Source organism: Comamonas sp. AG1104 (assembly GCF_003350425.1).
GTDB lineage: Bacteria > Pseudomonadota > Gammaproteobacteria > Burkholderiales > Burkholderiaceae_C > Comamonas > Comamonas testosteroni.
Genome location: NZ_QQAS01000002.1, coordinates 740,449 through 767,174 on the forward strand (window position 1 = coordinate 740,449; position 26,726 = coordinate 767,174).

A 26,726-nucleotide genomic window follows, 5' to 3' on the forward strand; every position below is an offset into this window, starting at 1 on the left:
CCTGGGGCGGCCGGGGTGCATGGACGTGCAGGCCTGCTGCAAGGCCGTCATGTCGCTGCTGATGCGCTGTGTATGCATGCTCAGGCCTGGAAGTGGTCTTCCAGGAAGCCGTTGCGTTTGGTCACATCGTCCAGCGCCACCAGGGTTTCGAGCAGTGCCTTCATGTGCTTGAGCGGCACGGCATTGGGGCCGTCCGACAGGGCGTTGCAGGGATCGGGGTGGGTTTCCATGAACAGGCCTGCCACGCCCACGGCCACGGCCGCACGCGAGAGCACGGGCACCATCTCGCGCATGCCGCCGCTGGATGTGCCGTTGCCGCCGGGCAGCTGCACGCTGTGGGTGGCGTCGAACACGACAGGGGCGCCGGTCTCGCGCATGATGGCCAGCGAGCGCATGTCGCTGACCAGGTTGTTGTAGCCAAAGCTGGCGCCGCGTTCGCAGGCCGTGAAGCTGTCTGCGGGCAGGCCCGCTTCCACCGCTGCAGCACGGGCCTTGTCGATGACATTCTTCATGTCATGCGGGGCCAGGAACTGGCCCTTCTTGATGTTCACGGGCTTGCCCGACTGGGCCACGGCGCGGATGAAGTCCGTCTGGCGGCACAGGAAGGCGGGGGTTTGCAGCATGTCGACGACAGACGCCACGTAAGGCACTTCGGCTTCGGTGTGCACATCGGTGAGGATGGGCACGTTCAATTCCTTCTTCACCTTGGCAAGGATCTCCAGGCCTTTTTCCATGCCGGGGCCGCGAAAGCTGGTGCCCGAGGAGCGGTTGGCCTTGTCGAAGCTGCTCTTGAAGATGAAGTGGATGCCCAGAGAGGCGGTAATTTCCTTGAGTTGCCCGGCCACGTCCATCTGCAGCTGTTCGGATTCGACCACACAAGGGCCGGCGATCAGAAAGAAGCGCTTGTCCAGACCAATATCAAAGCCGCAGAGTTTCATGGTGGGTTCCTTTTTGCACGCCGCGCATGCTTCAAAAACTGAAGCTGCCAGCGCTCTACATTGAATGGTTTCAACATCATTTGATGCTGAAGTCATTGATTTTCAAGCGCTGGCAGCTCCTATTTCAGGATTGATTCCGAAGGAAGGGAATCAGGCCTTCTTGCCCGACTGGGCCTTGTTGTCCATGGCCGCCTTGATGAAGGCGTTGAACAGCGGGTGACCATCCCAGGGGGTGGACTTGAACTCGGGGTGGAACTGCACACCGATGTACCAGGGGTGGACCTTGGCGGGCAGCTCGACGATTTCGGTCAGCTGTTCGCGCTGGGTCAGGGCCGAGATCACCAGGCCGGCTTCGCGCAGCTGGTCCAGATACTGGGTGTTGGCTTCATAGCGGTGGCGGTGACGCTCGGTCACCATGTCACCGTAGATGCTGTGCGCCAGCGTGCCCTTTTGCACGTCGGAAGACTGTGCGCCCAGACGCATGGTGCCGCCCAGGTCGGAGTTCTCGTCACGGGTCTTGATCGTGCCGTCCGCATCCTTCCACTCGGTGATCAGGGCGATCACGGGGTTGGGGGTGGCCGAATCGAACTCGGTGGAGTTGGCGCCAGCCAGGCCTGCCACATGGCGGGCGTACTCGATGGTGGCGACCTGCATGCCCAGGCAGATGCCCAGGTAGGGCACCTTGTTCTCGCGGGCAAACTTGGCCGTAGAGATCTTGCCTTCCACGCCGCGCGAGCCGAAGCCGCCGGGCACCAGAATGCCGTCGTAGTCCTTGAGCAGCTTGGTGGCATCCGCGTCGTGGATGGTTTCCGAGTCCACATGCGTGATCTTCACGCGCACATGGTTGCGCATGCCGGCGTGCTTGAGCGCTTCGTTGACCGACTTGTAGGCGTCGGACAGTTCCACGTACTTGCCCACCATGGCAATCTTGACTTCGCCCTGGGGATGCTCGGTCTCATAGACCAGATCGTCCCAGCGCTTGAGATTGGTGGGAGGCGTGTTCAGGCGCAGCTTGTCGCAGATCAGGCCGTCCAGACCCTGCTCGTGCAGCATGCGCGGCACCTTGTAGATGGTGTCCACGTCCCACATGGAGATCACACCCCACTCGGGCACATTGGTGAAGAGGGAGATCTTGCTCTTTTCCTCTTCAGGCACCTGGTGCTTGGCGCGGCACAGCAGCGCATCGGGCTGGATGCCGATTTCGCGCAGCTTCTGCACGGTGTGCTGGGTGGGCTTGGTCTTGAGCTCGCCGGCCGTCTCGATGAACGGCAGGTAGGTCAGGTGCACAAAGGCGGAGTTGTTGGGGCCGAGCTTGAGAGCCAGCTGACGCGCAGCTTCCAGGAAGGGCAGGGACTCGATGTCGCCCACGGTGCCGCCGACTTCGCAGATGGCCACATCCACTTCGTGGTCGGTGCCCAGGCCCGCGCCGCGCTTGATGTATTCCTGAATTTCGTTGGTGACATGGGGGATGACCTGCACGGTCTTGCCCAGATAGTCGCCACGGCGTTCCTTTTCCAGCACGGACTGATAGATGCGGCCCGTGGTGAAGTTGTTGCTCTGACGCATGCGCGTTTCGATGAAACGCTCATAGTGGCCCAGGTCCAGATCGGTCTCGGCTCCGTCATCGGTCACAAACACTTCACCGTGCTGGAAGGGCGACATGGTGCCCGGGTCCACGTTGATGTAGGGATCGAGCTTGATGAGGGTGACTTTGAGACCGCGCGACTCGAGGATCGCTGCAAGGGAGGCTGAGGCGATTCCCTTACCGAGGGAAGACACCACACCGCCGGTGACGAAGACGAACTTGGTCATGTCTTTTTTTGGTGGTGGTAAAACAGGATTATAGGTTCGCCACGAATTTCGGCGTGGCGTACAGGGATGCTTGTGCGGCGGCAAAGCCGCTCAGGTCTGATAAATTGCGCAGCATGAATGACGTGTTCGCAGGCAAACATCTGGTGCTGGGTCTCTCCGGAGGCGTGGCTTGTTACAAATCCGCCATGCTGTGCCGCTTGCTGGTCCAGGCCGGTGCCACGGTGCAAGTGGTCATGACGGAGGCTGCCGAGCAGTTCATGACGGCCGTCACCATGCAGGCGCTTTCTGGGCGCGCAGTCTACACCTCCCAGTGGGATGTGCGCGAACCCAACAACATGCCCCACATCAATCTGAGCCGAGAAGCCGATGCCATCCTCATCGCGCCCTGCAGCGCTGACTTCATCGCGCGCCTGGTGCAGGGTCGCTCGGACGAGCTGCTCAGCCTGATGTGCCTGGCCCGCCCCATGGACAGCGTTCCCCTGCTGCTGGCCCCGGCCATGAACCGCGAGATGTGGGCCCACCCCGCGACCCAGCGCAATCTGGCCCAGGTGCAGGCCGACGGAGCCCAGGTGCTGGGCGTGGGCAACGGCAGCCAGGCCTGCGGCGAGACCGGCGACGGGCGCATGCTGGAGCCCGAGGAAATCATGGAGGAGCTGGCGGCGCACTTCACGGCCAAGAGCCTGCAGGGTCAGCATCTGCTGGTGACGGCAGGCCCGACCTTCGAGGCGATCGATCCGGTGCGCGGCATCACCAATCTTTCGAGCGGCAAGATGGGCTTCGCGATTGCCCGTGCGGCGCGCGAGGCCGGTGCCCAGGTCACGCTGGTGGCCGGCCCGGTGCATCTGCCCACGCCGCGCGGAGTGACCCGTGTCGACGTGCAGTCGGCACGCCAGATGCAGACTGCCGTGCAGTCCCTGGTGGCAGGGGCCTCGATCTTCATTGCCACGGCTGCCGTTGCCGACTGGCGCCCGGCCGAGTTTTCCGATCAGAAGATCAAGAAGGATGGCTCGGGCGATGTACCGGCCATGGACTTTGTCGAGAACCCCGACATTCTTGCCGGCGTGGCCCAGTCCGACCAGGCCCGGTCCGGCAAGCTGTATTGCGTGGGCTTTGCTGCCGAAAGTCATGATCTGCTCAAGCACGCCAGTGCCAAGCGCCTGCGCAAGAGCGTGCCGCTGCTGGTGGGCAATATCGGCCCCGCCACCTTCGGCAAGGACGACAATGCCCTGCTGCTGATCGACGATCAGGGCTCCAAGGAGCTGCCCCATGCCAGCAAGGACGTGCTGGCGCGCCAGCTGGTCGATGAAATTGCGCAGCGCCTGAGCGCCAAGCGTCCCTGACCCGTGATCCCAGGAGTCCGAACATGAATCTCTCCAGCTATGAAGGCCCGCGCAATGGCGACTATGTGGCGTATGTGGATCAGCTGATGCGAGCCAGTCCCGAGTACCGCCGCACGCTGCGCAGCATCGACGGAGCGATTCAGACCGCGGTCGTCACGCCCGGCTCGCAAGCCGCCTCACCCATGTCGCAACTGCGCAGCACCTTGCAGAAGGCGCGCGACATGGCCGAGCAGGCGCAGCAGGGGCCGGGAGCGCGAACCACGGCGGCCGGTCAAGCGGCCCAGCGCACGGCCGCTGCACGGCGCCCCAATACGGCCGTGACCAAGCAGGAGGCGCAGCAGCGCTTCAAGGCCATGGAGCGCGAGATCGAGGGACAGAAGGCCCAGAACGGTCGCAAGCCCTGGGTGTCTCCGGGATCGCTGGCGCTGATCGTGGGCGGGATGATCCTCTCCCAGTTCATCCAGGGCTTTGGCGTGCTGCTCGCCATCATGGGCCTGATGTCGCTGGTGGGAGGCGTGCTCAAGCGCCTGCAAGGCCGCTGACAGGCGCCAGGCGCCGACGCTTGCCCTGCACAGGGCACAATGGCGCCCTTCAGGAAAACCGCTGGCGGCTGCACGGCAGCTGCCGCAATGAATGCAAGGCCCGGCTCACGGGCCTTGTTTCAATACAGACAAGACTGGCCAGATACTTATGAACGTTGATGTAAAGATTCTCGATGCGCGCCTGCGCGACAACCTGCCCGCCTACGCCACTGCCGGCAGCGCCGGCCTGGACCTGCGCGCCTGCATCGATGCCCCCGTGACGCTGGAGCCCGGCCAGTGGCAGCTGATCCCCACTGGCATGGCCATGCACCTCAAGGATCCCCATTACGCGGCGCTCATCTTGCCGCGCTCGGGCATGGGCCACAAGCACGGCATCGTGCTGGGCAATCTGGTCGGCCTGATCGACTCCGACTACCAGGGCCAGCTCATGGTCAGCGCCTGGAACCGTTCGCAGACCGCCTTCACGCTGCAGCCCATGGACCGTCTGGCCCAGTTGGTCATCGTGCCCGTGGTGCAGGCACAGTTCAATCTGGTGGATGACTTTGCCGATGCCAGCGAGCGTGGCGAAGGCGGCTACGGCTCCACCGGCAAGCAGTAAGCCTGTCCAAAGGCCCGTACCTCGCGCCCCATGAGTCGCCAGAGCCGCCAGAGCCGTCAGAGCCGTCAGAGCCGTCAGAGCCGTCAGAGCCGTCAGAGCCGTCAGAGCCGTCAGAGCCGCCGTCGCTCTGCCTCCTGGACCCAGGTGCAGCTGGGCCGCGACCAGCACATGCGGCGGCGCCTGCAAAAACGCCACTGGCTGCATCTCCATGCCGCTTTGACCGGCGGCCTGAGTCTGGCTGCCATGTCCCTGATCAGTCTGTGCCTGCTGCATGCCGGTGTGCACAGCATGGGGCTGCGCTATGGGCTGGCGCTGGCCTGCGGCTATCTGCTTTATCTGTTGCTGGTGCGCCTGTGGGCCGGCTGCATGCTGCGCCGCGACTGGGATACGGGCGATGCAGGGTCCGATGTCACCGGCTCCAGTGGCAAATCAGGCGGTGCCGATACTGCGAATACTGCGGGCCTTGAAAGCGGGCAGGGAGGCTCCTACGGCGGCGGCGGTGCGGGCGGTCACTGGGACGATGGCGCGGCCGTGCCTGATATCGCGCCTGCGTCATCGGGCCTGGAGCTGCCCGATGTCGATGTGTCGGGGCTGGACGGACTCGACGAAGGCGCCGTGGTGCTTGTGCCGGTACTGCTGGTTTTTGCCGTCCTGCTGGTGGCGGTCACGGGTATGGGCTCGCTGGTGTGGCTGGTGTTCGGTGCTGATCTGTTTCTGACCGTGGCGGTAGAGGTGGCGTTTGCGCTGCTGATGACCCGAACCCTCTATGTGGTGGAGCGCGAAGGCTGGCTGCTGGCAGCCTTGCGCATCAGCTGGAAGCCCGTGCTGGGCGCCCTGGTCGCGGCCGTGGCGCTGGGGCTGCTCGCCGATTGGCTGTTTCCCCAGGCCGATACCCTGGCGCAGGTGCTGCGCAGTCTTTGATCGACTTCAGTCCTGGTGCCTGGCGCCAGGCAGTTGCAGTTGCATGCGCAGCCCGCCCAGCGGCGACGGCAGCGCCTGGATGCTGCCGCCATAGGTCTGAACCAGATCGCGCACGATGTCCAGGCCCAGGCCGGCGCCGGGTCGCTGTTCGTCAAGCCGCTCGCCGCGCGCAAAGATGCGCTCGCGCAACTCGGGTGCAATGCCCGGGCCATCGTCGTCTATGCATAGCGTCAGGCGCTGGCTGTCCTCGCTTGCCGGCTGAACCTTGAGCACAACCTTCGATCTGGCCCATTTGCCGGCGTTGTCCAGCAGATTGCCCAGCATCTCCATCAGGTCCTGGGAGTCACCCTTGAAGTCCCATTGGGTGGCATCCCCCTGCAGCTCAAAGCGTATGCTGCGCGCCGCATGCAGCTTGTCCATGGTGTGCACCAGGGAGTGCAGCGGGCCGGCCAGCGCGGTGCGCAGGCCATGACCCTGCTGCGCCGCTGCTGCGGCGGCACGGGCACGGGCCAGGTGATATTCGACCTGGCGGCTGGCACTGGCGACCTGCTCGCGCACCAGGGTCGCCAGCGGGCTGTCCTGCTGCGCCGCCGCGTTGCCCATGATGCTCAGCGGGGTGTTGACTGCATGGGCCAGATTGCCCGCCTGGGTGCGGGCCCGCTCCACCATCTCGGCATTCATGCGCAGCACATGGTTGAACTCCTGAACCAGGGGCATGATTTCGGCCGGGTGTTCCCCCCTGATTTCAGAAGCTTCGCCCTGGCTCACGGAGGCCAGCTGACGGCGCAGGGCGGCCAGCGGAGCCAGTGCCAGCTGCAGCTGCACGACCACGGCGGCGATCAGCCCCGCTGCCAGCATGCACAGCGCGGCCACCAGCATCTTGGTAAAGCGCTGCAGCGGCGTGGCCAGCATGGCCGCGTCGGCGGCAATCATCAGGCGCAGCGGCGGGGCATCGGCCTCGGGCAGCTGTACGGTACGCGTCACGATCACCAGGGTGTTGCCATTGCCGTCCGACATATGGCCGTAGCTTGCCGGTGCATGCAGGGGCAGGGTGGGCTCCCAGACCTTGTCGGCCTTGAAGAAGGGCCAGTCCAGGGTCTGATCCCAGAGCGAGCGCGAACGCTGGATGCCGGCCTGCACGGTCTGTTGGCCGGCAGCGTCAAGCTGGTCCACCTGCCAGTACATGCCCGACAGCGGCTGCTGCAGCAAGGGGTCGCCGGAGAAGGGGGAGACCGTGACCGGGACGGCCTGATCCGGCTGATAGTTGACGGCGCCGCTGAGGCGGTCGAGCTTGGCCACCAGCTGGCCGCGCAGTTGCTGGGTCAGATGCTCGGCAAACAGCGTGCGCAGGCCCCATCCCGTGAGCAGCAGTGCTGCCAGCACCCATATCAGGGCGCCCGCCAGCAGTCGCAGGCGCAGCGAGTTCTTCCAGGAGCCCGCGCTCAGCGGTGGCGGCTGCTGGGTCATGGGGGAGTTCAGGGTGTGCTCGGACATAGGTTTTATTCTTGGTTGGATGGCGCAACCAGGCGATAGCCCAGGCCGCGCACGGTTTCGATCGAGCCTGCAGGCAGTTTTTTCCGCAGCCGCCCGACAAAGACCTCGATGGTGTTGGAGTCGCGGTCGCTGTCCTGCGGATAGATATGCTCGGACAGCTCGGTGCGCGAGACCACGGCGCCCATGCGCTGCATCAGCATGGTCAGTACCTTGAATTCATGGCTGGTCAGCGTCAGCGCCTGACCTTCGACGGTGACACGGGCCTGGCGCGAGTCCAGGGTGATGGAGCCGCATTGCCACAGCGCGCTGGCATGCGGGCTCAGACGTCGCAGCAGGGCGCGCAGACGCGCCAGCAACTCTTCCATGTGGAAGGGTTTGGCCAGATAGTCGTCGGCTCCGGCATCCATGCCTGCGACTTTTTCATGCCAGGCGACTCTGGCGGTAAGGATCAGCACCGGCATGGAGCGGCCCTGAGCGCGCCAGGCGCGCAGCACGCTCAGCCCGTCGCGCATCGGCAGGCCCAGGTCCAGCACCGCGGCGTCGAAGCTCTCCACCTCGCCCAGGTATTGCGCCGTCTCGCCATCGGCGGCCGTCTCCACGGTGTGGCCGGCCTGCAGCAGGGCCTGATGCAACTGCTCACGCAGCGTGGGTTCGTCTTCAATCAGCAGAATTCGCATGCTCTACAGCCTTCCTGAGTGCCGGGATTCACTTCTTGCGCTTCATGCTGATGAGGCTGCCGTTGCTGGCATCGATCTCCAGCTTGACCACCTTGCCATCGCTTTGCAGCAGCCGGATCTCGTAGACAAAGCGGCCGTCCTCGCGGTCGAACTCCACCTTGATGACCTGGCCCTGGTATTGCTGCTCGACCTGATCCAGAACGGTGCGCAGCGGCAGCACCTGCCCCTGGCGCAAGGCCTGGCGGGCGAGTTCGTGATCGTTGTCGCCGGCATCCGAGGTGGCGGGCCACAGGCTCAGCGCGGCAAAGCCTGCCGTTGCCAGCAGCATGGCCAGCACGGCATGAAGGGCGCGCCGGCGTGGGCGGTGCGCAGATTGCGGGTCATTCGAAGCGTTGAAAAAAGACATGGCGAGCGGGCTGGAGTGGGAGGTGATGAGGTCTGGTTGCGTGCTGCAGCCAAGGTTATAGGCCTGCATCGATGAACGAAAGCTGAATGGCGGCTTCAGAAACGGTTCAGAAGGGAACGCGAACAATTGGCTGCAACCCGTAACAGAGCACCTCTCGCCCGGCGGGCCGTCTTCTTGTACCCATCGTTCACCAACCGACCTCAGGAGTTTTCATGTCTCGTCTCCAAACCCCCGTCTTTGCTATGTCCGCTCGCGCCCTGTCGCTATACCGGTCCATGCAGCGCGGCGGCGGCATTGCCCTGCTTGGGGGCGCCGCGCTGCTGTCCGCGTGCACCTGCCTGGCCGCAGAAAACTCCCTGGCGGACCGTGCCTCGGCCTCGGTGGCCGCCGTGCGCGGCATGGCGCTCGGGCCTACCCTGTCCATCCGCGATGTCTGCGACCGGCTGGAGAAGGCCGGCTATCGCGAATTTCAGGAAGTGGAATGGGACGACGGCCTCTACAAGGTCAAGGCCACGGCCAGCGATGGGCGCTTTGTGAAGCTCTATGTCGACGGCCGCAGCGGCGAAGTGCTGCGCGTACGCACCAAAGGCTGAGATTGCTATATGTTTGATAGCTTCCAGCGCTTTGTGATGGCGGTTTCAAATGATATCTGTATCGAAAATGAGTGCTGGACAGGGCAAGGCGCTATGGTTTGAAGAGTTGTAAACGGCTGTGCTTTGCTCAAAGTATTGTGAGCAAATGTGAAACCTGTCGTCCTGGCGAGCCGGTGCTGCGTTGCAATGGAAAGGCAGACCGAGCAAGGTTTGCAGAGCAACTCATAACAGGGACTGCGGCGCATGGAATGTGCATGCGCCAATCAGGAGATTTCCATGCAAATCAATCAACGCTGGGGCCGGTTGGCCATGGTGAGCGCAATCGTTGCGGCTCTGTCGGCCTGCGCGGCCTATCCCCAGGGTGGCTACCAGAGCGGCGGCTACCAGGGAGGCTACTCCCAGGGTGCTTATTCGGGCTCTGGCTACCCTGGCAGCACACAGGCCTACCCCGTGGGCAACAACCAGGTCCAGACCTATCCCGCCAATAACTGCGGCTACAACAACCCCAACTGCTACTCGCAGCAGCCCCAGCAATACGCCCAGCAGGGCCGTGTGATGAATATCGAGACCGTGCGCGTGCAGGACGGCAGCGGCATTGGCGCGGGCGGCGCGATTGCCGGTGGCGTGATCGGCGGCGTGCTGGGCAACCAGGTGGGCAAGGGCTCCGGCCGTACGCTGGCAACCATCGCCGGTGTGGCTGCAGGCGCTTTCGCCGGCAACGCCGTGCAAAACAACATGGGCGGCGGCAGCGTGCGCGATATCTACCGCGTCACCGTGCAGCTGCAGGACGGCAGCGTGCGTGCTCTGGACTACCAGCAGCCTCCGCAGCTGAGCATCGGCGAATACGTGCGTGTGGAAGGCAACCAGATCTTCCGTCGCTGAGCAGACAAGCGCGCATGACAAAAGGGACTCCGAGGAGTCCCTTTTTATTTCTTTGCCTGAAGCGATGAGTAATGCTTGAACCTGTGGCGCAGTATCACTCAGTGACAGCAAGCAAGAGCCCGGGCGGCCCCGCCGCCTCGCAGCGAAGCTGTCGTCCCTCATTGGGGGAAGGCGCAAAGCGCCTCAGGCGGTGTCAATGCAGTGTTTCATTGCCCGGGGCCATGGGCTCGATACGGAAAAAACCCGTACCGGCCGTGCCGCGACCGATTTCTTCCTCGGTAGCCTCGCGCACGGCTTCGATCTTGAGGTGCAGGCGGATGGCGATTCCGGCCAGCGGGTGGTTGCCGTCCAGCACCACATGCTCGGGATAGATTTCGGTGACCGTGTAGAGCAGATCGGCAGGCACGGGGTTGGTGCCCTTGGGCATGGCGCTGCTCTCGAAGCTCATGCCTTCCTCGATCTCTTCGGGAAACAGCTCGCGCTTTTCCAGGAAGATCAGGCTCTCGTCATAGTCGCCGAATGCCTCTTCGGGCTCCAGGTGCAGGTCCAGCGTGGTGCCTACGCCGTGGCCTTGCAGAGCCTCTTCGATACGCTTGAACAGGTCATCGCCGCCGACGAGAAATTCCACGGGCTCGTCCAGCACGTCCAGCTCCTCGCCCAGGGTGTCTTTCAGTGTCCAGGTCAGGGCGACCACGCATTGTTGGGTAACTTCCATGGTGTGTGTATGCAGTTGGTGGGCCGCGGGCCAGTCCCGCAGCCGAAATTGAAACGCCGCCACGACCGTGGCGCAATGGCAGGCATTGTCCCACGCGCTGCCCGGAACTGCAGCACAGGCCTTTTGTTACACCCTGCAAAAAGCACTTGCACGGCCTTCACATTGGCGCTCTTGCAGGCCTGCATACTGACCCCATCTCTGCTGCAAGTAAATTGCGGGCTTAAAGGAAGGCACCATGACCCCTCAGGAACAACAACTGCTGCAAGACCTGTGCGCCAGGCTGACGCTGACCCAGGGCCAGCCCAAGGACGCGCAGGCCGATGCCGAGCTGCGCCGCGGATTGAGCACCGCGCCCGATGCGGTCTACTGGCTGGCCCAGCGCACCTTGATGCTGGAGCAAGCCATTGAGCAGGCCCAGCAGCAGATCGGCGAGCTGCAGCAGCAGGTGAAGCAGGCCCAGCAAAGCCAGAGCCAGGGCGCAGGCAGCTTTCTCTCGGGAGGCCTGGGCACGCACTTCGGTCGCGCTCCCGAGCGTTATGCCGAGGACGGCGGCTACGCTGCCAATGCCCAGCCTCCCTATCAGCCCCAGTATCAGCCCCAATACCAGCCGCAGAACCAGCCGCAAGCCGCGCCTCAGCCCTCCAGCTGGCGCGACCGTTTCTTTGGCGGTGGCTCGGCGCCGCGCGCTGCAGCGCCGCAGGCCTACGGCCAGCCAGCTGCCCCGACTGGCAGCAGCTTCCTGGGCAATGCCGCAGCGGCTGCGGCCGGCGTGGCGGGCGGCATGTTTCTGTTCAACGGACTGGAGAATCTGATGGGCGGCCATCACGCTAGCTCGGGCAGCCAGAGCGGGGGCAGCGAAAGCAAGTCGCTGGCGCAGGACAGCAGCAGCCAGGGCCTGCATGGCGACAGCGGCAATACCGCCAGCCTTGCCAACGACGCGGGCCTTGGCAGCATAGACAACTCAGCCAGCTTTGACAGCGGCAGTTGGGACGATGGCGGTGGCTTCTTTGACGATGACTTTGCCTGATTACATGCTTTGAGATTTTTGAGGCTCAAGCCCTTTTCCATCAAACGCTAGCAGCTATGGATTAGATAGTGAGAAGGAAAAAAGAAAGCCACCTGGCGTTTTCAAATCAGGTGGCTTTTTTAATTTCAGTAGCGATGGGCGCGAGCTTTAACTAGGGCGCGACCTAAGTGTGGGACAGCAAGCAAGCGCCGCCGCGCAGCAAAGCTGTCGTCCCCCTCTGCGTAGCAGAGAGGGGGAAGCGGCGGGGCCGCCTAGGCAAAGCCGCTCAGGGGGTCTTTAGAACGGATAGTGGCGTTCTGCGGTCTGCATGGTCACCCAGCGGGTTTCGGTAAAGGCATTGATGCCCTGCTGGCCCCCGAAATGGCCATAGCCCGAGGCCTTGACGCCACCAAACGGCATCTGGGCTTCGTCATGCACCGTGGGGCCGTTGATGTGGCAGATGCCGGCCTCGATGCGTGCCGCCACACGCCAGCCGCGGGCCGTGTCCCGGGTGAAGACTGCGGAGGACAGACCGAACTCGTTGTCATTGGCCGTGGCAATGGCTTCTTCCTCGCCGTTCACGCGCACGATGCCTTTGACCGGGCCAAAGGTCTCCTCGTGGAATATGCGCATCGCCGGCGTCACATGGTCGATCAGCGTGGCGGGCATCAGCGTGCTCTCGGCCTTGCCGCCGCAGACGATTTTTGCGCCCTTGGCCAGCGCGTCGTCGATCATGGCATTGCAGCGCTCCACCGTAGCCAGATCGACGACCGAGCCCAGCACCACGGGGCCCTTGCGCGGGTCGCCCAGCGGCAGGCTGCTGGCCTTGGCGGCAAACTTGGCGATGAACTCGTCGGCCACCTTGTTATCCACCACAAAGCGCTCGGTAGACATGCAGATCTGGCCCGAGTTGGCAAACGCGCCAAAGGTGGCGGCGTTCACGGCCGCATCGATATCGGCATCGTCGAGCACCAGGAAGGGGGCCTTGCCGCCAAGCTCCAGCAGCGCAGGCTTCAAGTGCCTGGCGCAGGTCTGGCCGATGATGCGGCCTACCTTGGTGGAGCCGGTAAAGCTCACGCGGCGCACGGCCGGGTGGGCCACGATGGCTTCGACCACGCTGCCCGCATCGGCGGGCGCATTGGTCACAAAGTTCACCACGCCGGCGGGCAGGCCTGCGTCCTGCAGTGCCTCGATGATCAGGCCGTGGGTGGCGGGGCAGAGTTCCGAGCCCTTGAGAATCACGGTGTTGCCGCAGGCCAGGGCCGTGGAGATGCTGCGCACGGCCAGGATCACGGGAGCATTCCAGGGCGCGATACCGAGCACCACGCCGGCGGGCTGGCGCACGGCCATGGCTACGCTGCCGGGTACGTCGGAGGGAATGATCTCGCCATTGATCTGAGTGGTCAGCGAAGCCGCCTCCAGCAGCATGCTGGCGGCCAGATGCACGTTGAAGCCGGCCCAGATGCCCGAGGCGCCGGTCTCGGCAGCCATGGCCGCAGCAATCGCTTCGCCCTTGGCTTCCAGTGCCTGCGAGGCCTTCATCAGCATGGCGCGGCGGGCGTTCGGCCCCAGTTGCGACCAGGCGGGGAAGGCGGCAGCAGCAGCGTCGCAGGCGCGAATCGCATCCTCGGTCGTGGCTGCCGGGGCGCGTGTGGCGACGGATCCATCCAGCGGATTCTTGCGCTCAAACGTTGCGCCATTGCCGGCTGCACATTCCTGGCCGGCGATCAGCATTTTTTGTTCGATCATTTTTCATCTCCTTTTTGACGTGAAAGCAGTCATCAAAGCTGCCTGTTGTTCATATCGTTGAAATTAGACGCGGCCCGGCACAGAGGTGTCGAGCAAGGGCCTAGGCGGCCCCGCCGCCCCGCAGCGATGGGCTGCCCCAGCGATGGCACCGTCCCCCTCCGGGGGAAGCGGCGAAGCCGCTCAGGGGGAGTCATCTCAATGTTCGCCGCCCAAGTAGGCGCGTCTGACAGCAGCACTGCTGCTAAGTTCTTGTGCCGAGCCTTCGCCCACGATGCGCCCGGTTTCCAGCAAGTAGCCACGGTCGGCAATGGCCAGGCTTTGGCGCGCGTTCTGCTCCACCAGCAGCACGCCCATGCCCAGTGTCTTGATGCGCGCCAGGGCTGCGAACAGCTCTTTGCACATCAGCGGCGACAGGCCCAGCGAAGGCTCGTCCAGCAGCAGGATGTCGGGCTGGCTCATCAGCGCGCGGCCCACGGCCACCATCTGCTGCTCGCCGCCGCTCATGGTGCGAACGACTTGCGGCAGGCGATCACGCAGCTTGGGAAAGAGGGCGAAGACCTGCTCCAGATTCCGGACTTCGTTGGCGCGTGCGCGCCGGGGCTGTGCACCCAGCAGCAGGTTTTCCTTGACGCTGAGATCGCCGAACACGCCGCGCCCCTCGGGCACCAGGGCCAGGCCCGATTGCACGATGGCATGCGGCGGCAGCTGCATCAGCTCCTGCCCGGCCAGTTGCGCGCTGGCACCAGCCTGCGGCGTGACCATGCCGCCCAGCGCCTTGAGCAGGCTGGACTTGCCCGCTCCGTTGGCGCCCAGCATGACGACCAGCTCGCCGGGCTGCACCTGGAGGCTGACCTGGTGCAGCGCCTCATGCTTGCCGTAGCTCACTGAGATATTGCGCACTTCAAGCATGGCTGGCCTCCGCTGACCGGTCTTCATCTGCACTCACTTCTTCCCCCAGATAGGCACGCACCACCTCGGGCTCCTTGAGCACCTGGGCCGTGGGGCCGTCGGCTATTTTTGTGCCCGCGTTCATCACCACGCAGCGGCTGCACAGCGCGTGCACGGCGTCCATCACATGTTCGACCATGAGAATCGTCAGCCCCGTGGCCTGCAACTGCCGGATCAGTGCAATGCCCTGCTGCAGCTCCGTGGGGTTCAGGCCTGCCAGCCATTCGTCGAGCAGCAGGATCTGCGGCTCCAGCGCCAGCGCGCGGGCCAGCTCCAGGCGCTTCTGGTTGATATAGGTGAGCTCGCCTGCGGGAGTATTCGCAAATTCGGCCAGACCCACCTGCTCCAGCAGTTGCAGGGCACGCGCAGCGGCAGGTTTGCCAAACAGTGGTCGGGGCTTGAAGGCCATGCCGGCAATGACGTTGTCGGTGCAGCTCATGGAGCCCAGCACCTTGACCAGCTGGAAGGTGCGCGCCACGCCCAGGCGGGCAATCTGGTGGCTTTTGAGTGGGTGGATGGGCTTGCCGTTGAATACGATCTCGCCGCCGTTGACGGGCAGGGCGCCCGAGATCAGATTCATGGCCGTGGTCTTGCCCGAGCCATTGGGGCCGAGCAGACCCACGACCTCGCCCGGGTAGACGTCAAAGCTCAGTTCGTTGACGGCCACCAGGCCGCCGAAGCGCTTGGTGGCGCCGCGCACGGAAAGCAGGGTGGCGGTCTTCATGGCTGGCCTCCCTTTTTGTGGAACAACTTGGCCAGCACGCCAGACAGGCCCTGGGGAATGAAGTACACGATCACGATGAACACCAGGCCCAGCAGAATCGAGAAATGGTTGGGGAAGTTGGCAGCCAGGTACTCGAACAGCAGCACCAGCGGCACGGCCCCCAGAATCGGGCCGAACAGCGCGCCAGCTCCGCCGAGCAGGGCCATGATCAGGGTCTGGAACGAGACGGCGGGAGCAAAGGCAATGCTGGGGTCGATATAGGTCCAGCGCGGAGCCATGATGGCGCCGGTGACGGTGATGAACACGGCGCTGACGGCGAACAGCAGCAGCTTGGCCGTGGTGGTGTTGATGCCCACATGGGTGGCCACGGTCTCGTCCTCGCCGATCACGCGCAGCGCCAGACCCAGGCGCGAGCGGTTGATGAGGGCGCGCAGCGCCAGCACCAGGGCCAGCATGGCCAGCAACTGCCAGTAGATATCGAGCTGGGTGATTTCCACGAACACATAGCGACCCAGATCCTTGGTGATGTTGACCTCCCACCAGGTGACGAGCTGCTTGACCAGCTCGGCCAGGCCGAAGCTGAAGATCACAAAGTACACGCCCGACAGCCGCAGCGTGGACAGCCCCACGATCAAGGCCATGACCAGGCCCACGCCGGCCGCAATGCCCAGCACGGCGGCCCAGGGCAGGGACTCGCCGAACACGGCGGTGACATAGGCGCCCATGCCGAAGAAGGCGACGGTGGCCAGCGAGATATAGCGTGTGGGCCCAGAGAACAGCGCCCAGGCCGTGGCCAGCACGCAGTACATCAGGATGCTGATCATGAGCGAGAGGTAGTACTCGTCCGTCAGCCAGCGCGGCAGCAGGGCCAGACCTGCGGTGGCGATGGCGCAGATGGCCCAGATCAGAATTTCTTTGCGATGGATCGGATTCATCGTGCAGTCCTCCCGAACAAACCGGTGGGCTTGAACAGCAGCACCAGCAGGAACACCGCGTAATTGACGGCCAGCGTCAGGCCGGGGTCGACAAAGGAGGCGACCAGCGTTTCGGCAAAGCCCAGAAGCATGCCGGCGACCAGGCAGCCCATGAGATTGCCCACGCCGCCCATGATGACGACGATCAGCGCCTTCATGGCAAACATGGTGCCCATGCCGGCCGAGAAGGGCAGAAACATGCTGACCAGCACGCCACAGATCGCCACCAGCGCACCGCCCAGACCATAGGCCAGTGCCGCCGTGCTGCGCACATTGATGCCGACCAGATGTGCGAACTGCGGTGCCACGGACACGGCGCGCACTACGGCGCCGGCGCGGGTGCGCGTCAGCAGCAGGTACAGGCCGCCGCCCAGCACGACCGCAAAGCCCAGCACCAGCAGACGGTTGGCCGCGACCTTGCTGCCCAGGATCTCCACGGGTTCGGACAGATAGCTGTAGCTGTGATAGTCGCCGCCGAACATCACCAGCATGACGCCCTGGACGACGAAAAGCATGCCAAAGGTGGCCAGAATCGAATCCACCTCCAGCGCCGGTCCGCCCTTGGCGCGGCGCACCAGCGGCGTCAGCAGCAGCTGATAGATCAGCCACTGGATGGCAAAGCCCAGCGGCACCACCAGCAGCACCAGAAGCAGCGGTGAAATACCCCAGCTGCTGACCGCAAAAAAGGCCAGGAAGGCCGGTGCAATCAGAAACTCCCCATACGAGAGATTCATGATGCGCGCCACGCCATACTGCAGCGTCAGCCCCATGGCCACCAGGCCATAGAGCCCGCCCAGCATGGCGCCAGCGAGAAGGATGTCTATTAAATTCATAGCGTATACCGCTGGTGATTCATTGTTCTTGTTATGAAATCAATGCAAAGTGAAAGCAAGACATGCGCAACCAGCTCTTGTTTTGATAGTTCTAAAAGCTATGCGCAGTGTTTGAACAGGCATTCCCCAGCAAAGAGACAGCGAGCAAGAGCCGTCTCGCAGCGAGGCTGTCGTCCCCCTCCCGCATTGCGAAGCAAAGCGAGAGAGGGGGGAGGCGGCAAAGCCGCTCAGGGGGTGCTTCTAGGAATCACCGCCGGTTTGACGCCCGCCCGCGTAGTCGGCGCAATCGCATTGAACTCGCCGTTCTGCCACTGGCCCACATGCCAGAGCTTGGTCAGCATCTGGCCTTCGAGTTTGACGGGGCCGAGCACGGTCTCGAAGCTGCCGCTCTTGAGCTCCTGGGTTACGGCGGCGCGGTCGATCTTGCCCACACGCTCGATGGCCTGCTGCAGCATCTGCAGCGAGGTGTAGACGATGGGGCTGGCAAAGCGGTCCGATTCCTGGCCGGTCACCTCCTTGAAGCGCTTCAGATAGGCCTGCATCTGCGGGTTGCCGGCATCGATGCCGCCCGGCGCCATCACGCCTTCAGCCGCTGCGCCGAACTTGCCCTTGAACATGGGGAATTGCGTTCCCACACCGGTGAACAGCACCTTGGAAGTCAGGCCCAGCGTCCTGGCCTGCTCGTTGATCAGCATGGTGTCGGGCGGGTAGGAGTAGGCCACGAAGGTGTCGGCACCCTTGCCCTTGGCCTCGTTGATGATGGGTGTCATGTCCTGCGTGCCGATCGGATAGCTCTTGTCGTAGACCAGCTCGAAGCCATGCTGCTTGGCGGCCTTGCGCGTGGCATTGGCCAGCTCCACGCCGAAGCCGTCGGCGATGTTGATCATGGCGATCTTGTTGTTGATCTTGCCGTCCTTCTTGGCCTTTTCCAGCATGGCGACCAGGCCCTCGGCATATTCGCCGCCCGTGCCCAGGAGGAAGAAGGCATGCTTCCAGCGCTTGGCCAGATCCGGGGCCTTGTCGGTCACCGAGGTGGCGGCCAGCAGCGGGTATTTGTGCTTTTCGTAGGTTGGCCCCACAGCCAGGTTGGAGCCCGTGCCCCAGGGCGGCAGCACGAAGTCGACCTTGTCCTGGGTGATCAGGCGCTCGGTGGCGCGCACGGCCTCTTCGGTGCTGGAGCGGTCGTCGTATTCGATGACCTCGATGGGCACGCGCTTGTTGTAGGTCTTGAGCATGATGCCGCCGGCGTCGTTGATCTCCTTGACCCAGAGCTTGTAGTTGGGCGCCGTGGTCACGGAGGTGCCGCCCGCATTGACCCCGGTCTTGGCAATGGCCCAGCCGATGCGGATGGACTTTGGCGCTTCCTGGGCCAGGGCCTGGCCGCACAGACCCGCCAGGGCGGTGGCTGCGACCAGACTCTTGAGAACAAAACGCTTGTCGGCGAATGTCATGCTTGTCTCCTTTTTGATGGACGGGTGTCCGGGTTCTTCGGCCATCGTAGGAAATCGCGGCGCAAGGGGCTTGTCTGGGCGTGCACTGCGTCTTGTCTGTGCATGCAAGTGTCTGTGGGTAAACACTGATTTCCCTGCGAGGTGCCGGTTTTGCCCGGCTCCGGGTCTGGGTCGCTATGGATAATGAAGCATCCTGTTACTTCTTCAGGAGCCCAGATGCGGCCAGACATTCCTGCCTACCAAGTGACCGAGAAGATGACCGAGATGCAAGGCGCTCAAGCCGTGGGCGCCTGGCAGCACTGGATGTCCACGCTCTATGGACTGGAGAGCGATGTCTATGGCGACCAGCATTTCTCGGCGCGACTGGGCACCTTCGAGCTGGGACCTGTGGGCATGACCCGGATCGAGGCCAGCCGCCATCGCGTGCGACGCACTTCGGCCAGCATGGCGCGCCGCAGCACCGACTTTCTCAAGATCGTGGCCCCCTGGCATGGCGAGGCCCGCGTCTGCCAGAACGGGCGCGAAGCCGTGGCGCGCAGCGGCCAGTGGCTGATCTACGACACCACGCAGGAGTACGAGGTGCTCAACCCCGAGTGGTGCGAGCATCTGATCATCACCTTGCCCAAAAGCCGTTTCGAAGACCATGGCCGCGCCATCGATGCCCTCATGGGACGCTATGTGGGCGGCGGCGAAGGCGTGTCCCGCATTGCGCTGGACATGATGCGCGGCACCTTTGCCGAATGCCGGGCCATGGGCCAGGGACTGGCCCAGCATGTGACGGATTCGCTGCTGCAGCTGATCCAGCTGTCCCTGCTCGATGCCTGCGGCCGTGCGGCCTCGCTGAGCGCCAGCGAGCTGCTGCTGGGCCGCATCAAGGCCTATGTGCGCCAGCACCTGCGCGATCCGGCCCTGAGCGTGGATGCCGTGGCCGCAGCGCTCAACTGCAGCAAGCGGCATCTCTACAACGCCTTTGCCGATGAGCGGCTGTCCATCAGCCAGCATATCTGGGCCGAGCGCGTGGCCCTGTTCCAGCGCGAACTGCTCAGTCCTGCCAATCGCCACTGCACCTTGACGGAGCTGGCGCTGGCCAGCGGCTTTGCCAGCGGCGCGCATCTGAGCCGCCTGTTCAAGCAGCATACGGGGCAGACGCCGGCGCAGTTCAGAGCAGGCATGTTTGGCTCCAAATTGCTCAATTAAGAGTTAAACAAGCCTCAGGTCCAGATACTAAATACGCTGTAAGCTATCAATAAGGTAGCAATCCAAAAACAAAAAAGCCACCCGGCGTTTTCAAATCGGGTGGCTTTTTTGCGTGCTTGGCTGCGACCAAGAGCGTTGGATTGAGCATGCTCTGACTCAGTAATACCGAGCAAGGGCCGCCCCGCAGCGAAGGTATTGTCCCCCTCCCGCGCAGCGAGAGAGGGGGAAGCGGCAAAGCCGCTCAGGGGGAGCCTCAGATATCAATCCCGCACTTTCCCGGAGCCAGAATGCCGTTGGGGTCCAGAGCACGCTTGATCTTGCGCTCGATATCGCGCTTGACCGGACCGTAGCTCTGCGCCACGCGCTCCTGGAAGGCGGTGTTCACGCGGTACACGGCATAGCCTTCCTTTTCGAACTCGTCCAGCAGCTCGGCAAAGCAGGCGTTGGCACGCTTGGTTTCCTCTTCGTTGCTGCGGTCGTACAGCACGTCGATGACATGGTGCATATCGCGCCAGCCGACGATGAACTCGCCCACATAGTCCAGGCCATGCTTGTTGAGGATCTTCTTGGCCAGCGACTTTTGCTTGTCGCACTCGCTGCCGCGTGCCTGCGACACAGGGGCAAACCACATCGAGCCGCCACCTCCGCGCCAGTTGTAGAGGCCGAATTCCTGCAGGTTTGGCACGCCTGACATGAGCTGGGCACGGTACTTGAAGGGCTGGGTGTCTCCGGCCATCTCCTCGGTGATCAGGCGGCCCTTGCCCAGTTTCCTGAGCGCGTCCTGCACGATCTTGAAGTTGACGTCGACCTGCTCCCTGGTGCCGTACAGCGCAGCGTAGACATTCCAGGCGCCCAGATGCTTGTCTTTCTGGATCTGCTTGAGGATGGCGTCAGGCGTATGGCCGGGCTCGGTGGTGTAGTCCGAGCGACGGGTGTTGCAGGTGGACGCTTCCCACAGCACGCCGGCAATCACCACCGAATTGGGGATGACCTGGGCGATGCGCAGGGGGCGGATGAATTCCACGATCTCGGAGATATCGCTGTCTTCGTCGAACTGGATTTCCAGCGGCTTGAAGACCGGGGGCTTGGGCATCAGCCAGAAACCCATCTTGGTGCAGATGCCATAGTTGGACTGGGTGAACATGCCGTCCAGCGTCGGGCCGTAGCCCCACTTGAAAACCTGCCAGGCCTTGTCGCCCTTGACGCCTCCCATGCCGGTGCGCAGCACATCGCCGTTGGCCATCACCACTTCCATGCCGCACTGCATCATGAAGTGTTCGCCATAGGGGGTGTAGCCTACGCCGCGGTCCATGGTGTTGCCCAGAGGACCGGCAATGGCAGAAGGTGCCGAGAACGACAGCATCAAGGGAATCTTGTTCTCTTCGAGGTAGTCGTACAGCATCTGGTAGGTCACGCCAGGCTCGACCAGGGCCGTGCACAGTTCGGGGTCCACGTGGATGATCTTGTTCATCTTGCGCAGGTCCAGCACCACCTGGCCGCGCTGGCCCGGTGCGGCCGAGCCGTAGCCGAAGTTGCGGCCGGTGGAGATGGTCCACACGGGCACCTTGTGCGAGTTGCAGATCTTGACCACCTCTTGCACCTGCTCCACGGTGGTGGCCGTCACCACGGCGGAAGGTGTGTGCTCTTCGGTAGGCACAGCCATCATCACCTTGGTGTAGGGACGAACCAGCTCGTCCTTGATCATCACATTGTCTTCACCCAGGGCTTTCTTGAACTGGGCGATGGCCGCATCAAAGCTGCTCTCGCTCATGCCCTTGGGCAGGGCCATGTATTTGCTTGTCATGCTCTGCTTTCCTTGTTTCTTAGATTACGCAGCTAAAGGACACGCGGGCTTCCTTGCCTGCTGCCGCCGTGGTGGTGTTCATGACTTGACTGGACGCCAGCGACCGACCCAGCGCCTGGGCCCAGTCGGCGGCGGCGCCGTCCACGCGATGGTGTTCCACGGTCAGCACGCGGCCACCGCTGGAGCGAACCAGATCCAGCACCAGCGTGGCCGAGGCGTCGTCGAGCAGACCCACCAACAGGGTTTCCTGACTGTCGGTCAGCAGCTCGCCCAGTTGGTTGAATGCGGCGCTGTCCAGGCCTTGAAGGCCGGTGTGCAGCGCATTGCGGGATGTGCTCTGAACACCGGCCACAAAGGCCTTGTCCAGTGCGCTGGCGTGCATGGAGGATGTCACGGCCAGCACCTCGGCAGAGCGCGTGGCTGCGCTGGCGGTGCGACCTGCGGCGGAGGTGGCAGCCTGTGCCCAGCCTATGCCGGAGACAGCCAGACCTGTTGCGGTCAGAGCTTTGAGAAGGGAGCGACGATCGGATTGCATTACATCGTCCTTCTTATTTCTTGGCTGGCTCGACAGCCTTGGGGGCCTCTGTCTTGGACAGGTAGTTTGCCAAGTCTTCCAGCGTGGCATCGTCGATATCGGTCACGCGAAAGGACGGCATGGCGTTCATGCCGTTGCGCGCAATGATCATGTAAGTCGCGGGCGGAAAGCCGCGCCCCTTGATGACGGGGCCTATGCCGGCTTCATGGCATTTGGCGCAGGTCTTTTCGTAAAAGCGCTGGCCGGGGCCAGTGCCGTGAGAGTCCGCAGCCGAGGCAGCGAGGCTGAGGCCGGACAGCAGGGCTGCCAGGGCCAGTTGGGAGGCATGTTTCAACGTGGGTCTCCGGTGGTTCTGTGGGTCGGCAGACACAAGGCGCGGGTTGGGGTTCGCGCCTTGCCCATGCGGGCGCTGCACCTGAGGTCTTTGCCTCATGGCCCAGTGCCCGCGATGGAGGTTTCAAGCGAAGACCGCAGTCACGCCTGCCGGCTATGACTGCTGTCCTGGGTGCTTTAGAAGGGGTAGTGACGTGCGGTGGTCTGCATGGTGATCCAGCGGGTGTCTGTGAAGGCATCGATACCGGCCTGGCCGCCAAAGTGACCGTAGCCCGAGTTCTTCACGCCGCCGAAAGGCATCTGTGCTTCGTCGTGCACGGTGGGACCGTTGACATGGCAGATGCCCGCCTCGATGCGGCCGGCCACGCGCCAGCCGCGCGCTGTGTCCCTGGTGTAGACGGCGGAAGACAGGCCGAACTCGTTGTCGTTGGCCATGGAGATGGCCTGCTCTTCGCCACGCACGCGCACGATGGCTTTTACCGGGGCAAAGGTCTCTTCACGGAAGATTCGCATCTCGGGAGTCACACCGTCGATCAGCGTGGCGGCCATCAGGGTGTCGCTGGCCTTGCCACCGCACAGAATCCTGGCGCCCTTGCTCACGGCATCGTCAATGAGTTCGTTGACACGCTGCACGGTGTTCATGTCCACGACGGAGCCCAGCACCACAGGGCCTTTGCGGGGGTCGCCCAGAGGCAGGGTTGTGGCGCGGGCCACCAGTCTTCCGATGAATTCCTCAGCCACGGCCTCGTCCACGATGATGCGTTCGGTGGACATGCATATCTGGCCCGAGTTGGCGAAAGCGCCAAAGGTGCAGCCGGCCACGGCGGCGTCGATGTCGGCATCGTCCAGGACCAGGAACGGGGCCTTGCCGCCCAGCTCCAGAATGACCGGCTTGAGGTATTTGGCGCAGGTCTGGCCGATGATGCGGCCCACGCGCGTCGAGCCCGTGAAGTTCACGCGGCGCACGGCGGGGTGAGCCACCATGGCCTCGACCACGGCGCCGGCATCTTCGGGCGCATTGGTCACAAAGTTCACCACGCCTGGCGGCAAGCCGCCTTCCTGCAGCGCTTCGATGATCAGGCCGTGCGTGGCAGGGCACAGCTCAGAGCCCTTGAGGATCACGGTATTGCCGCAGGCCAGGGGCGTGGCAATGGCGCGCACGGCCAAGATGATGGGGGCATTCCAGGGGGCGATGCCGAGCACCACGCCGGCAGGCTGGCGCACGGCCATGGCCATGCTGCCGGGAATGTCCGAAGGAATCAGCTGACCGTTGATCTGGGTGGTCAGCGATGCAGCTTCGAGAAACATGTTGGCCGCCAGATGCACATTGAAGCCGGCCCAGATGCCGGAGGCACCGGTTTCTGCCGCCATGGCTGCGGCAAAGGCCTCGGCCTTTGCTTCCAGGGCCTGGGAGGCCTTCATCAGCATCAGCCTGCGTTCTGTGGGCCCCAGGGCTGCCCAGGCCGGGAAGGCCGCTTGAGCGGCTTCCACAGCACGCACTGCATCGGCTGTTGTGGCGGCCGGGGCACGCGTGGCGACCGATCCGTCCAGAGGGTTCCTGCGCTCGAAAGTGGCACCATTGCTGGCCTGTGCGGTCTGACCGCCGATGAGCATGCTTTGTTCAATCATCTTCGCTTCCTTCACTACCAAGGGCGCGTGACCTCGGTCACTGCTTGTTGATGCACGTTGAAAAAGTGGGAGCTGGTGTCGTTGCGCAAGGCTTGCGTCACCGGGCTTGTCTCCACCTTTTGTGGTGTTTCGCCTGAGACTGGCGTGTGAGTGATCGTAGGAAAAGCCTTGGCAAGATGCTGTGCGCAATGTGCACAAACCGTTTGACGAATCGTGCACGCAGCCTAGGGTTTGCACTAGTTTTAATACAGCGTGGGAGATTCTTGCCGGCCTGAGCGCGAAAGTGCTCACTTACCGATAATTGCAGTACTTTGTCGGCACAGGCAGAGATAGATACAACGAGGAGTCAAGGCCCATGACCGCGCCCGTGGTACTGAGTACCGATGGTCTTCCCGAGAAGGAAACTGCACCAGCCTGGCAGGACTGGATGGCGCAGCTGTTCTCGGGTCTGGATACGGATCTGTATGGCGACACCTGTTTTGACGGGCATCTGAGCGTGGCATACGCAGGCGATGTGATGCTCACCAAGCTGGATGCCGGGCGCCACCGCGTCATACGCGACAGCCACCGTCTGCGCGACAGCGAAGCGGCCTATCTCAAGATCGTGGCCCCCTGGAGCGGCCATGCCGAGGTGGAGCAGCACGGCAGCAAGGCCTGCGTGAGCAATGGCAGCTGGGCCATCTATGACACCTCGCAGCCCTATGTGGTGGCCAATCCCCAGCACACGGAGCACCTGATCATGATGGTGCCCAAACAGAGCATTGCCGAGCGAGGCCTGCGTCTGGAAAACCTCATGGGACGCTCGGTGGGAGGCAGCGCCGGCATTGCGCGCATTGCTCTGCAGACCATGCGCAGCACTTACCAGGAACTGGACAATATGGCGGCCCCGCTGGCGCGCCGCGCCGGGGAGTTGCTGGTGGACATGGTGCATCTGTCCCTGCAGGCACTTGGCGGGCAGGCCACGGCGGTGACGCAAAAGCAGGCCCTGTACGACCGCATCTGCGAGCATGTGGCCTGCCATGTGCGCGACCCCGGGTTGTCGGTCGATCAGGTGGCCGAAGCACTCAATTGCAGCCGTCGGCATCTGCACAATGCCTTTGCGGGGCGAGACCAGTCGCTGGGCGGCTTCATCCAGCAAAGCCGGCTGGAGCTGTGCATGCGGGAGCTGCATTCCCCGGCGCTCGCGCACCGCACCATTACAGAAATTGCCATGGGCTGCGGTTTTGGCAACAGCGCGCACTTCAGCCGTGCCTTCAAGGCCTATGCCGGCATGTCGCCGTCCGAGTTCAGAGCGCTTGGTCATTGATCTGTGCTGACCAGCGTTTTCGAGGCCTATAGGACAATGCAGTCCGTTGCTTAGAAAGCAGGACTGTATTCATGGACATCAATACGCCGCTCACCCTGCTGGGTGGGCTCACAGCCTCTCAATTCATGCGCCGCCACTGGCACAAAAAGCCCTTGCTGGTGCGCCAGGCCATCCCCGGCTTCAAGGCCCCGATTCCGCGTGCTCGCCTGCTGGCCATGGCGGGCGAGGATGGCGTGGAGTCGCGCCTGATTCAACAGCTCGAAGGTGACAACTGGAAGCTCAGCCATGGTCCGCTGTCCCGTCGCAGTCTGCCTGCATTGACCAAGCCGGGCTGGACCGTGCTGGTGCAGGGCGTGGACATGCATGACGCCAAGGCGCATGAGTTGCTGCAGCAATTCCGTTTTGTGCCCGAGGCGCGCCTTGACGATCTGATGATCAGCTTTGCCACCGATCAGGGCGGCGTAGGCCCGCATTTCGACAGCTATGACGTGTTTCTGCTGCAGGCCCAGGGCAGGCGCCGCTGGCGCATCGGTCGTCAAAAAGACCTGTCTTTGCAGCAGGGCAAGCCACTGAAAATCCTCTCCAATTTCGAGCCCGAGGAAGAGTTCGTTCTGGAGCCCGGCGACATGCTGTATCTGCCGCCCAAATGGGCGCATGACGGAGTGGCAGAAGGCGAATGCATGACATATTCGATAGGCTTTCGCTCCCCCGATCGCAGCGAGCTGGGCCGTGAATTGCTGCTGCGCATGTCGGATGAGCCCGATGAGCCCGAGGCTCCGGTCATTTATCGCGACCCCAAGCAGGAAGCCGTGAGCAACCCGGCGCTGATTCCTGAAGGCATGTATGACTTTGCCCGCGAAGCACTGAAGAAGGCCATGGCTGAGCCGCTGGCGCTGGAGCGCGCGCTGGGCGAATACTTGAGCGACCCCAAGCCCAATGTCTGGTTCGAGCATGGCGATGAAAACGGCATGTTCGAGAGCGTGGTGCTGGATCGCCGAACGCGCATGATGTATGACGCCAAGCACATCTTCATCAATGGCGAAAGCTATCTGGCGGGCGGCCGCGATGCCACCTTGATGCGCAAGCTGGCTGACACCAGGGCCCTGTCGCGCAAGGATCTGGCAACGGCCAGCGATGATGCGCTGGAGTTGCTGTCGTCGTGGTTCGATGCGGGCTGGGTTCGCTCAGGCGACTGAAACAGGGTGGACTTGTAACAGCGATCGTGCTAACTTACGGGTTTGTCCTCTGTGGCTTTTGTCGATTCGGCGGGCTTTGTATAGGTTATGTAAATCTTCGTCAAAGCTCTGTCAGGGATTTGA

General features: G+C 63.3%; 26 protein-coding genes. 10 read left to right on the forward strand and 16 right to left on the reverse strand.

Annotation, left to right across the window (positions count from 1 at the left end; genetic code table 11):
• Positions 1 to 80: 80 nt before the first annotated feature.
• Both kdsA and DFO48_RS08055 read right to left on the reverse strand, forming a co-directional pair.
• Positions 81 to 938 (reverse strand): 3-deoxy-8-phosphooctulonate synthase, encoded by an 858-nt coding sequence (gene kdsA, locus DFO48_RS08050; protein ID WP_003076380.1) that lies wholly within the window; start codon positions 936 to 938, stop codon positions 81 to 83.
• A gap of 150 nt (positions 939 to 1,088) precedes the next feature.
• Positions 1,089 to 2,750 (reverse strand): CTP synthase, encoded by a 1,662-nt coding sequence (locus DFO48_RS08055; protein ID WP_114863049.1) that lies wholly within the window; start codon positions 2,748 to 2,750, stop codon positions 1,089 to 1,091.
• A 113-nt stretch (positions 2,751 to 2,863) separates the two neighbouring features.
• On the opposite strand from DFO48_RS08055, the gene coaBC reads away from it, so the two are divergent.
• From coaBC to DFO48_RS08075, 4 genes are all read left to right on the forward strand, one after another.
• Positions 2,864 to 4,090, forward strand: a complete 1,227-nt coding sequence (coaBC, locus tag DFO48_RS08060; protein ID WP_114863050.1) for a bifunctional phosphopantothenoylcysteine decarboxylase/phosphopantothenate--cysteine ligase CoaBC — start codon at positions 2,864 to 2,866, stop codon at positions 4,088 to 4,090.
• 23 nt (positions 4,091 to 4,113) lie between these two features.
• Positions 4,114 to 4,632, forward strand: coding sequence for a hypothetical protein (locus tag DFO48_RS08065; protein WP_114863051.1), 519 nt, complete (start codon positions 4,114 to 4,116; stop codon positions 4,630 to 4,632).
• A gap of 148 nt (positions 4,633 to 4,780) precedes the next feature.
• Positions 4,781 to 5,230, forward strand: a complete 450-nt coding sequence (dut, locus tag DFO48_RS08070) for a dUTP diphosphatase (RefSeq protein ID WP_012837362.1) — start codon at positions 4,781 to 4,783, stop codon at positions 5,228 to 5,230.
• Positions 5,231 to 5,260: 30 nt separating this feature from the next.
• The gene (locus tag DFO48_RS08075; RefSeq protein WP_233506349.1) at positions 5,261 to 6,151 is read left to right on the forward strand and encodes a hypothetical protein; all 891 of its coding nucleotides are present in this window, start codon (positions 5,261 to 5,263) and stop codon (positions 6,149 to 6,151) included.
• 6 nt (positions 6,152 to 6,157) lie between these two features.
• Here DFO48_RS08075 and DFO48_RS08080 read toward each other — a convergent pair whose 3' ends face one another.
• From DFO48_RS08080 to DFO48_RS08090, 3 genes are read right to left on the reverse strand one after another with little or no spacing between them, the layout of a single operon-like run.
• A complete protein-coding gene (locus DFO48_RS08080) occupies positions 6,158 to 7,645 on the reverse strand; it encodes a sensor histidine kinase (protein ID WP_003076366.1) in 1,488 nt (495 codons plus the stop codon).
• A 5-nt stretch (positions 7,646 to 7,650) separates the two neighbouring features.
• A complete protein-coding gene (locus tag DFO48_RS08085) occupies positions 7,651 to 8,322 on the reverse strand; it encodes a response regulator transcription factor (protein ID WP_114863052.1) in 672 nt (223 codons plus the stop codon).
• Positions 8,323 to 8,350: 28 nt separating this feature from the next.
• Positions 8,351 to 8,659 carry a PepSY domain-containing protein gene (locus tag DFO48_RS08090; protein ID WP_003057703.1) on the reverse strand — a complete coding sequence of 103 codons (309 nt, stop codon included), beginning with the start codon at positions 8,657 to 8,659 and terminating at the stop codon, positions 8,351 to 8,353.
• A gap of 281 nt (positions 8,660 to 8,940) precedes the next feature.
• Here DFO48_RS08090 and DFO48_RS08095 point away from each other — a divergent pair, with 281 nt between their 5' ends.
• Together DFO48_RS08095 and DFO48_RS08100 are read left to right on the forward strand one after the other, a co-directional pair.
• Positions 8,941 to 9,321 carry a PepSY domain-containing protein gene (locus tag DFO48_RS08095; protein ID WP_114863053.1) on the forward strand — a complete coding sequence of 127 codons (381 nt, stop codon included), beginning with the start codon at positions 8,941 to 8,943 and terminating at the stop codon, positions 9,319 to 9,321.
• A gap of 276 nt (positions 9,322 to 9,597) precedes the next feature.
• Positions 9,598 to 10,203, forward strand: coding sequence for a glycine zipper 2TM domain-containing protein (locus DFO48_RS08100; RefSeq protein ID WP_034349051.1), 606 nt, complete (start codon positions 9,598 to 9,600; stop codon positions 10,201 to 10,203).
• Positions 10,204 to 10,396: 193 nt separating this feature from the next.
• Here DFO48_RS08100 and DFO48_RS08105 read toward each other — a convergent pair whose 3' ends face one another.
• Positions 10,397 to 10,918 carry a peptidylprolyl isomerase gene (locus tag DFO48_RS08105; protein ID WP_003076357.1) on the reverse strand — a complete coding sequence of 174 codons (522 nt, stop codon included), beginning with the start codon at positions 10,916 to 10,918 and terminating at the stop codon, positions 10,397 to 10,399.
• A 235-nt stretch (positions 10,919 to 11,153) separates the two neighbouring features.
• Here DFO48_RS08105 and DFO48_RS08110 point away from each other — a divergent pair, with 235 nt between their 5' ends.
• On the forward strand, positions 11,154 to 11,945 hold the full coding sequence (locus DFO48_RS08110; RefSeq protein ID WP_114863054.1) for a DUF2076 domain-containing protein: 792 nt from the start codon (positions 11,154 to 11,156) through the stop codon (positions 11,943 to 11,945).
• 276 nt (positions 11,946 to 12,221) lie between these two features.
• Here the strand turns inward: DFO48_RS08110 and DFO48_RS08115 are convergent, their stop codons facing one another.
• From DFO48_RS08115 to DFO48_RS08140, 6 genes are all read right to left on the reverse strand, one after another.
• The gene (locus DFO48_RS08115) at positions 12,222 to 13,673 is read right to left on the reverse strand and encodes an aldehyde dehydrogenase (RefSeq protein ID WP_003076354.1); all 1,452 of its coding nucleotides are present in this window, start codon (positions 13,671 to 13,673) and stop codon (positions 12,222 to 12,224) included.
• A 195-nt stretch (positions 13,674 to 13,868) separates the two neighbouring features.
• On the reverse strand, positions 13,869 to 14,582 hold the full coding sequence (locus tag DFO48_RS08120; protein ID WP_114863055.1) for an ABC transporter ATP-binding protein: 714 nt from the start codon (positions 14,580 to 14,582) through the stop codon (positions 13,869 to 13,871).
• A complete protein-coding gene (locus tag DFO48_RS08125) occupies positions 14,575 to 15,345 on the reverse strand; it encodes an ABC transporter ATP-binding protein (RefSeq protein ID WP_114863056.1) in 771 nt (256 codons plus the stop codon). Before DFO48_RS08125 ends, DFO48_RS08120 begins: the two co-directional genes overlap by 8 nt.
• The gene (locus tag DFO48_RS08130) at positions 15,342 to 16,280 is read right to left on the reverse strand and encodes a branched-chain amino acid ABC transporter permease (RefSeq protein WP_114863057.1); all 939 of its coding nucleotides are present in this window, start codon (positions 16,278 to 16,280) and stop codon (positions 15,342 to 15,344) included. Before DFO48_RS08130 ends, DFO48_RS08125 begins: the two co-directional genes overlap by 4 nt.
• Positions 16,277 to 17,152 (reverse strand): branched-chain amino acid ABC transporter permease, encoded by an 876-nt coding sequence (locus tag DFO48_RS08135; protein WP_034348923.1) that lies wholly within the window; start codon positions 17,150 to 17,152, stop codon positions 16,277 to 16,279. The genes DFO48_RS08130 and DFO48_RS08135 overlap by 4 nt, the downstream gene beginning before the upstream one ends.
• A gap of 227 nt (positions 17,153 to 17,379) precedes the next feature.
• Positions 17,380 to 18,603 (reverse strand): amino acid ABC transporter substrate-binding protein, encoded by a 1,224-nt coding sequence (locus DFO48_RS08140; protein WP_114863058.1) that lies wholly within the window; start codon positions 18,601 to 18,603, stop codon positions 17,380 to 17,382.
• A 216-nt stretch (positions 18,604 to 18,819) separates the two neighbouring features.
• Between DFO48_RS08140 and DFO48_RS08145 the strand changes: the two genes are divergently transcribed.
• Entirely contained in the window at positions 18,820 to 19,800 is a 981-nt protein-coding gene (locus DFO48_RS08145) for an AraC family transcriptional regulator (RefSeq protein WP_003076342.1), read from the forward strand.
• A 253-nt stretch (positions 19,801 to 20,053) separates the two neighbouring features.
• Here DFO48_RS08145 and DFO48_RS08155 read toward each other — a convergent pair whose 3' ends face one another.
• The 4 genes from DFO48_RS08155 to DFO48_RS08170 all read right to left on the reverse strand — a co-directional run bounded on the left by DFO48_RS08155 (position 20,054) and on the right by DFO48_RS08170 (position 24,101).
• Positions 20,054 to 21,604 (reverse strand): FAD-binding oxidoreductase, encoded by a 1,551-nt coding sequence (locus DFO48_RS08155; RefSeq protein ID WP_114863059.1) that lies wholly within the window; start codon positions 21,602 to 21,604, stop codon positions 20,054 to 20,056.
• Positions 21,605 to 21,623: 19 nt separating this feature from the next.
• Complete coding sequence (locus tag DFO48_RS08160) at positions 21,624 to 22,139, reverse strand: hypothetical protein (RefSeq protein ID WP_114863060.1); 516 nt, start codon at positions 22,137 to 22,139, stop codon at positions 21,624 to 21,626.
• Positions 22,140 to 22,152: 13 nt separating this feature from the next.
• Positions 22,153 to 22,473 (reverse strand): cytochrome c, encoded by a 321-nt coding sequence (locus tag DFO48_RS08165; RefSeq protein WP_114863061.1) that lies wholly within the window; start codon positions 22,471 to 22,473, stop codon positions 22,153 to 22,155.
• 176 nt (positions 22,474 to 22,649) lie between these two features.
• Positions 22,650 to 24,101 (reverse strand): aldehyde dehydrogenase, encoded by a 1,452-nt coding sequence (locus DFO48_RS08170; protein ID WP_114863131.1) that lies wholly within the window; start codon positions 24,099 to 24,101, stop codon positions 22,650 to 22,652.
• Positions 24,102 to 24,456: 355 nt separating this feature from the next.
• Here DFO48_RS08170 and DFO48_RS08175 point away from each other — a divergent pair, with 355 nt between their 5' ends.
• Positions 24,457 to 25,407, forward strand: coding sequence for a helix-turn-helix domain-containing protein (locus tag DFO48_RS08175; RefSeq protein WP_003076335.1), 951 nt, complete (start codon positions 24,457 to 24,459; stop codon positions 25,405 to 25,407).
• Positions 25,408 to 25,478: 71 nt separating this feature from the next.
• Positions 25,479 to 26,603 carry a JmjC domain-containing protein gene (locus DFO48_RS08180; RefSeq protein ID WP_114863062.1) on the forward strand — a complete coding sequence of 375 codons (1,125 nt, stop codon included), beginning with the start codon at positions 25,479 to 25,481 and terminating at the stop codon, positions 26,601 to 26,603.
• Positions 26,604 to 26,726 lie beyond the last annotated feature (123 nt).

Coding starts and splice junctions, on each gene's coding strand:
- DFO48_RS08105 (WP_003076357.1), bottom strand. CDS start 10,918: ATGGAAGTTACCCAACAATGCGTGGTCGCCCTGACCTGGACACTGAAA.
- DFO48_RS08130 (WP_114863057.1), bottom strand. CDS start 16,280: ATGAATCCGATCCATCGCAAAGAAATTCTGATCTGGGCCATCTGCGCC.
- DFO48_RS08075 (WP_233506349.1), top strand. CDS start 5,261: ATGAGTCGCCAGAGCCGCCAGAGCCGTCAGAGCCGTCAGAGCCGTCAG.
- DFO48_RS08175 (WP_003076335.1), top strand. CDS start 24,457: ATGACCGCGCCCGTGGTACTGAGTACCGATGGTCTTCCCGAGAAGGAA.
- DFO48_RS08080 (WP_003076366.1), bottom strand. CDS start 7,645: ATGTCCGAGCACACCCTGAACTCCCCCATGACCCAGCAGCCGCCACCG.
- DFO48_RS08095 (WP_114863053.1), top strand. CDS start 8,941: ATGTCTCGTCTCCAAACCCCCGTCTTTGCTATGTCCGCTCGCGCCCTG.
- kdsA (WP_003076380.1), bottom strand. CDS start 938: ATGAAACTCTGCGGCTTTGATATTGGTCTGGACAAGCGCTTCTTTCTG.
- DFO48_RS08055 (WP_114863049.1), bottom strand. CDS start 2,750: ATGACCAAGTTCGTCTTCGTCACCGGCGGTGTGGTGTCTTCCCTCGGT.
- DFO48_RS08170 (WP_114863131.1), bottom strand. CDS start 24,101: ATGATTGAACAAAGCATGCTCATCGGCGGTCAGACCGCACAGGCCAGC.
- DFO48_RS08065 (WP_114863051.1), top strand. CDS start 4,114: ATGAATCTCTCCAGCTATGAAGGCCCGCGCAATGGCGACTATGTGGCG.
- DFO48_RS08085 (WP_114863052.1), bottom strand. CDS start 8,322: ATGCGAATTCTGCTGATTGAAGACGAACCCACGCTGCGTGAGCAGTTG.
- DFO48_RS08155 (WP_114863059.1), bottom strand. CDS start 21,604: ATGACAAGCAAATACATGGCCCTGCCCAAGGGCATGAGCGAGAGCAGC.
- DFO48_RS08180 (WP_114863062.1), top strand. CDS start 25,479: ATGGACATCAATACGCCGCTCACCCTGCTGGGTGGGCTCACAGCCTCT.
- DFO48_RS08110 (WP_114863054.1), top strand. CDS start 11,154: ATGACCCCTCAGGAACAACAACTGCTGCAAGACCTGTGCGCCAGGCTG.
- DFO48_RS08135 (WP_034348923.1), bottom strand. CDS start 17,152: ATGAATTTAATAGACATCCTTCTCGCTGGCGCCATGCTGGGCGGGCTC.
- DFO48_RS08140 (WP_114863058.1), bottom strand. CDS start 18,603: ATGACATTCGCCGACAAGCGTTTTGTTCTCAAGAGTCTGGTCGCAGCC.
- DFO48_RS08115 (WP_003076354.1), bottom strand. CDS start 13,673: ATGATCGAACAAAAAATGCTGATCGCCGGCCAGGAATGTGCAGCCGGC.
- DFO48_RS08100 (WP_034349051.1), top strand. CDS start 9,598: ATGCAAATCAATCAACGCTGGGGCCGGTTGGCCATGGTGAGCGCAATC.
- DFO48_RS08160 (WP_114863060.1), bottom strand. CDS start 22,139: ATGCAATCCGATCGTCGCTCCCTTCTCAAAGCTCTGACCGCAACAGGT.
- DFO48_RS08120 (WP_114863055.1), bottom strand. CDS start 14,582: ATGCTTGAAGTGCGCAATATCTCAGTGAGCTACGGCAAGCATGAGGCG.
- DFO48_RS08125 (WP_114863056.1), bottom strand. CDS start 15,345: ATGAAGACCGCCACCCTGCTTTCCGTGCGCGGCGCCACCAAGCGCTTC.
- DFO48_RS08145 (WP_003076342.1), top strand. CDS start 18,820: ATGCGGCCAGACATTCCTGCCTACCAAGTGACCGAGAAGATGACCGAG.
- coaBC (WP_114863050.1), top strand. CDS start 2,864: ATGAATGACGTGTTCGCAGGCAAACATCTGGTGCTGGGTCTCTCCGGA.
- dut (WP_012837362.1), top strand. CDS start 4,781: ATGAACGTTGATGTAAAGATTCTCGATGCGCGCCTGCGCGACAACCTG.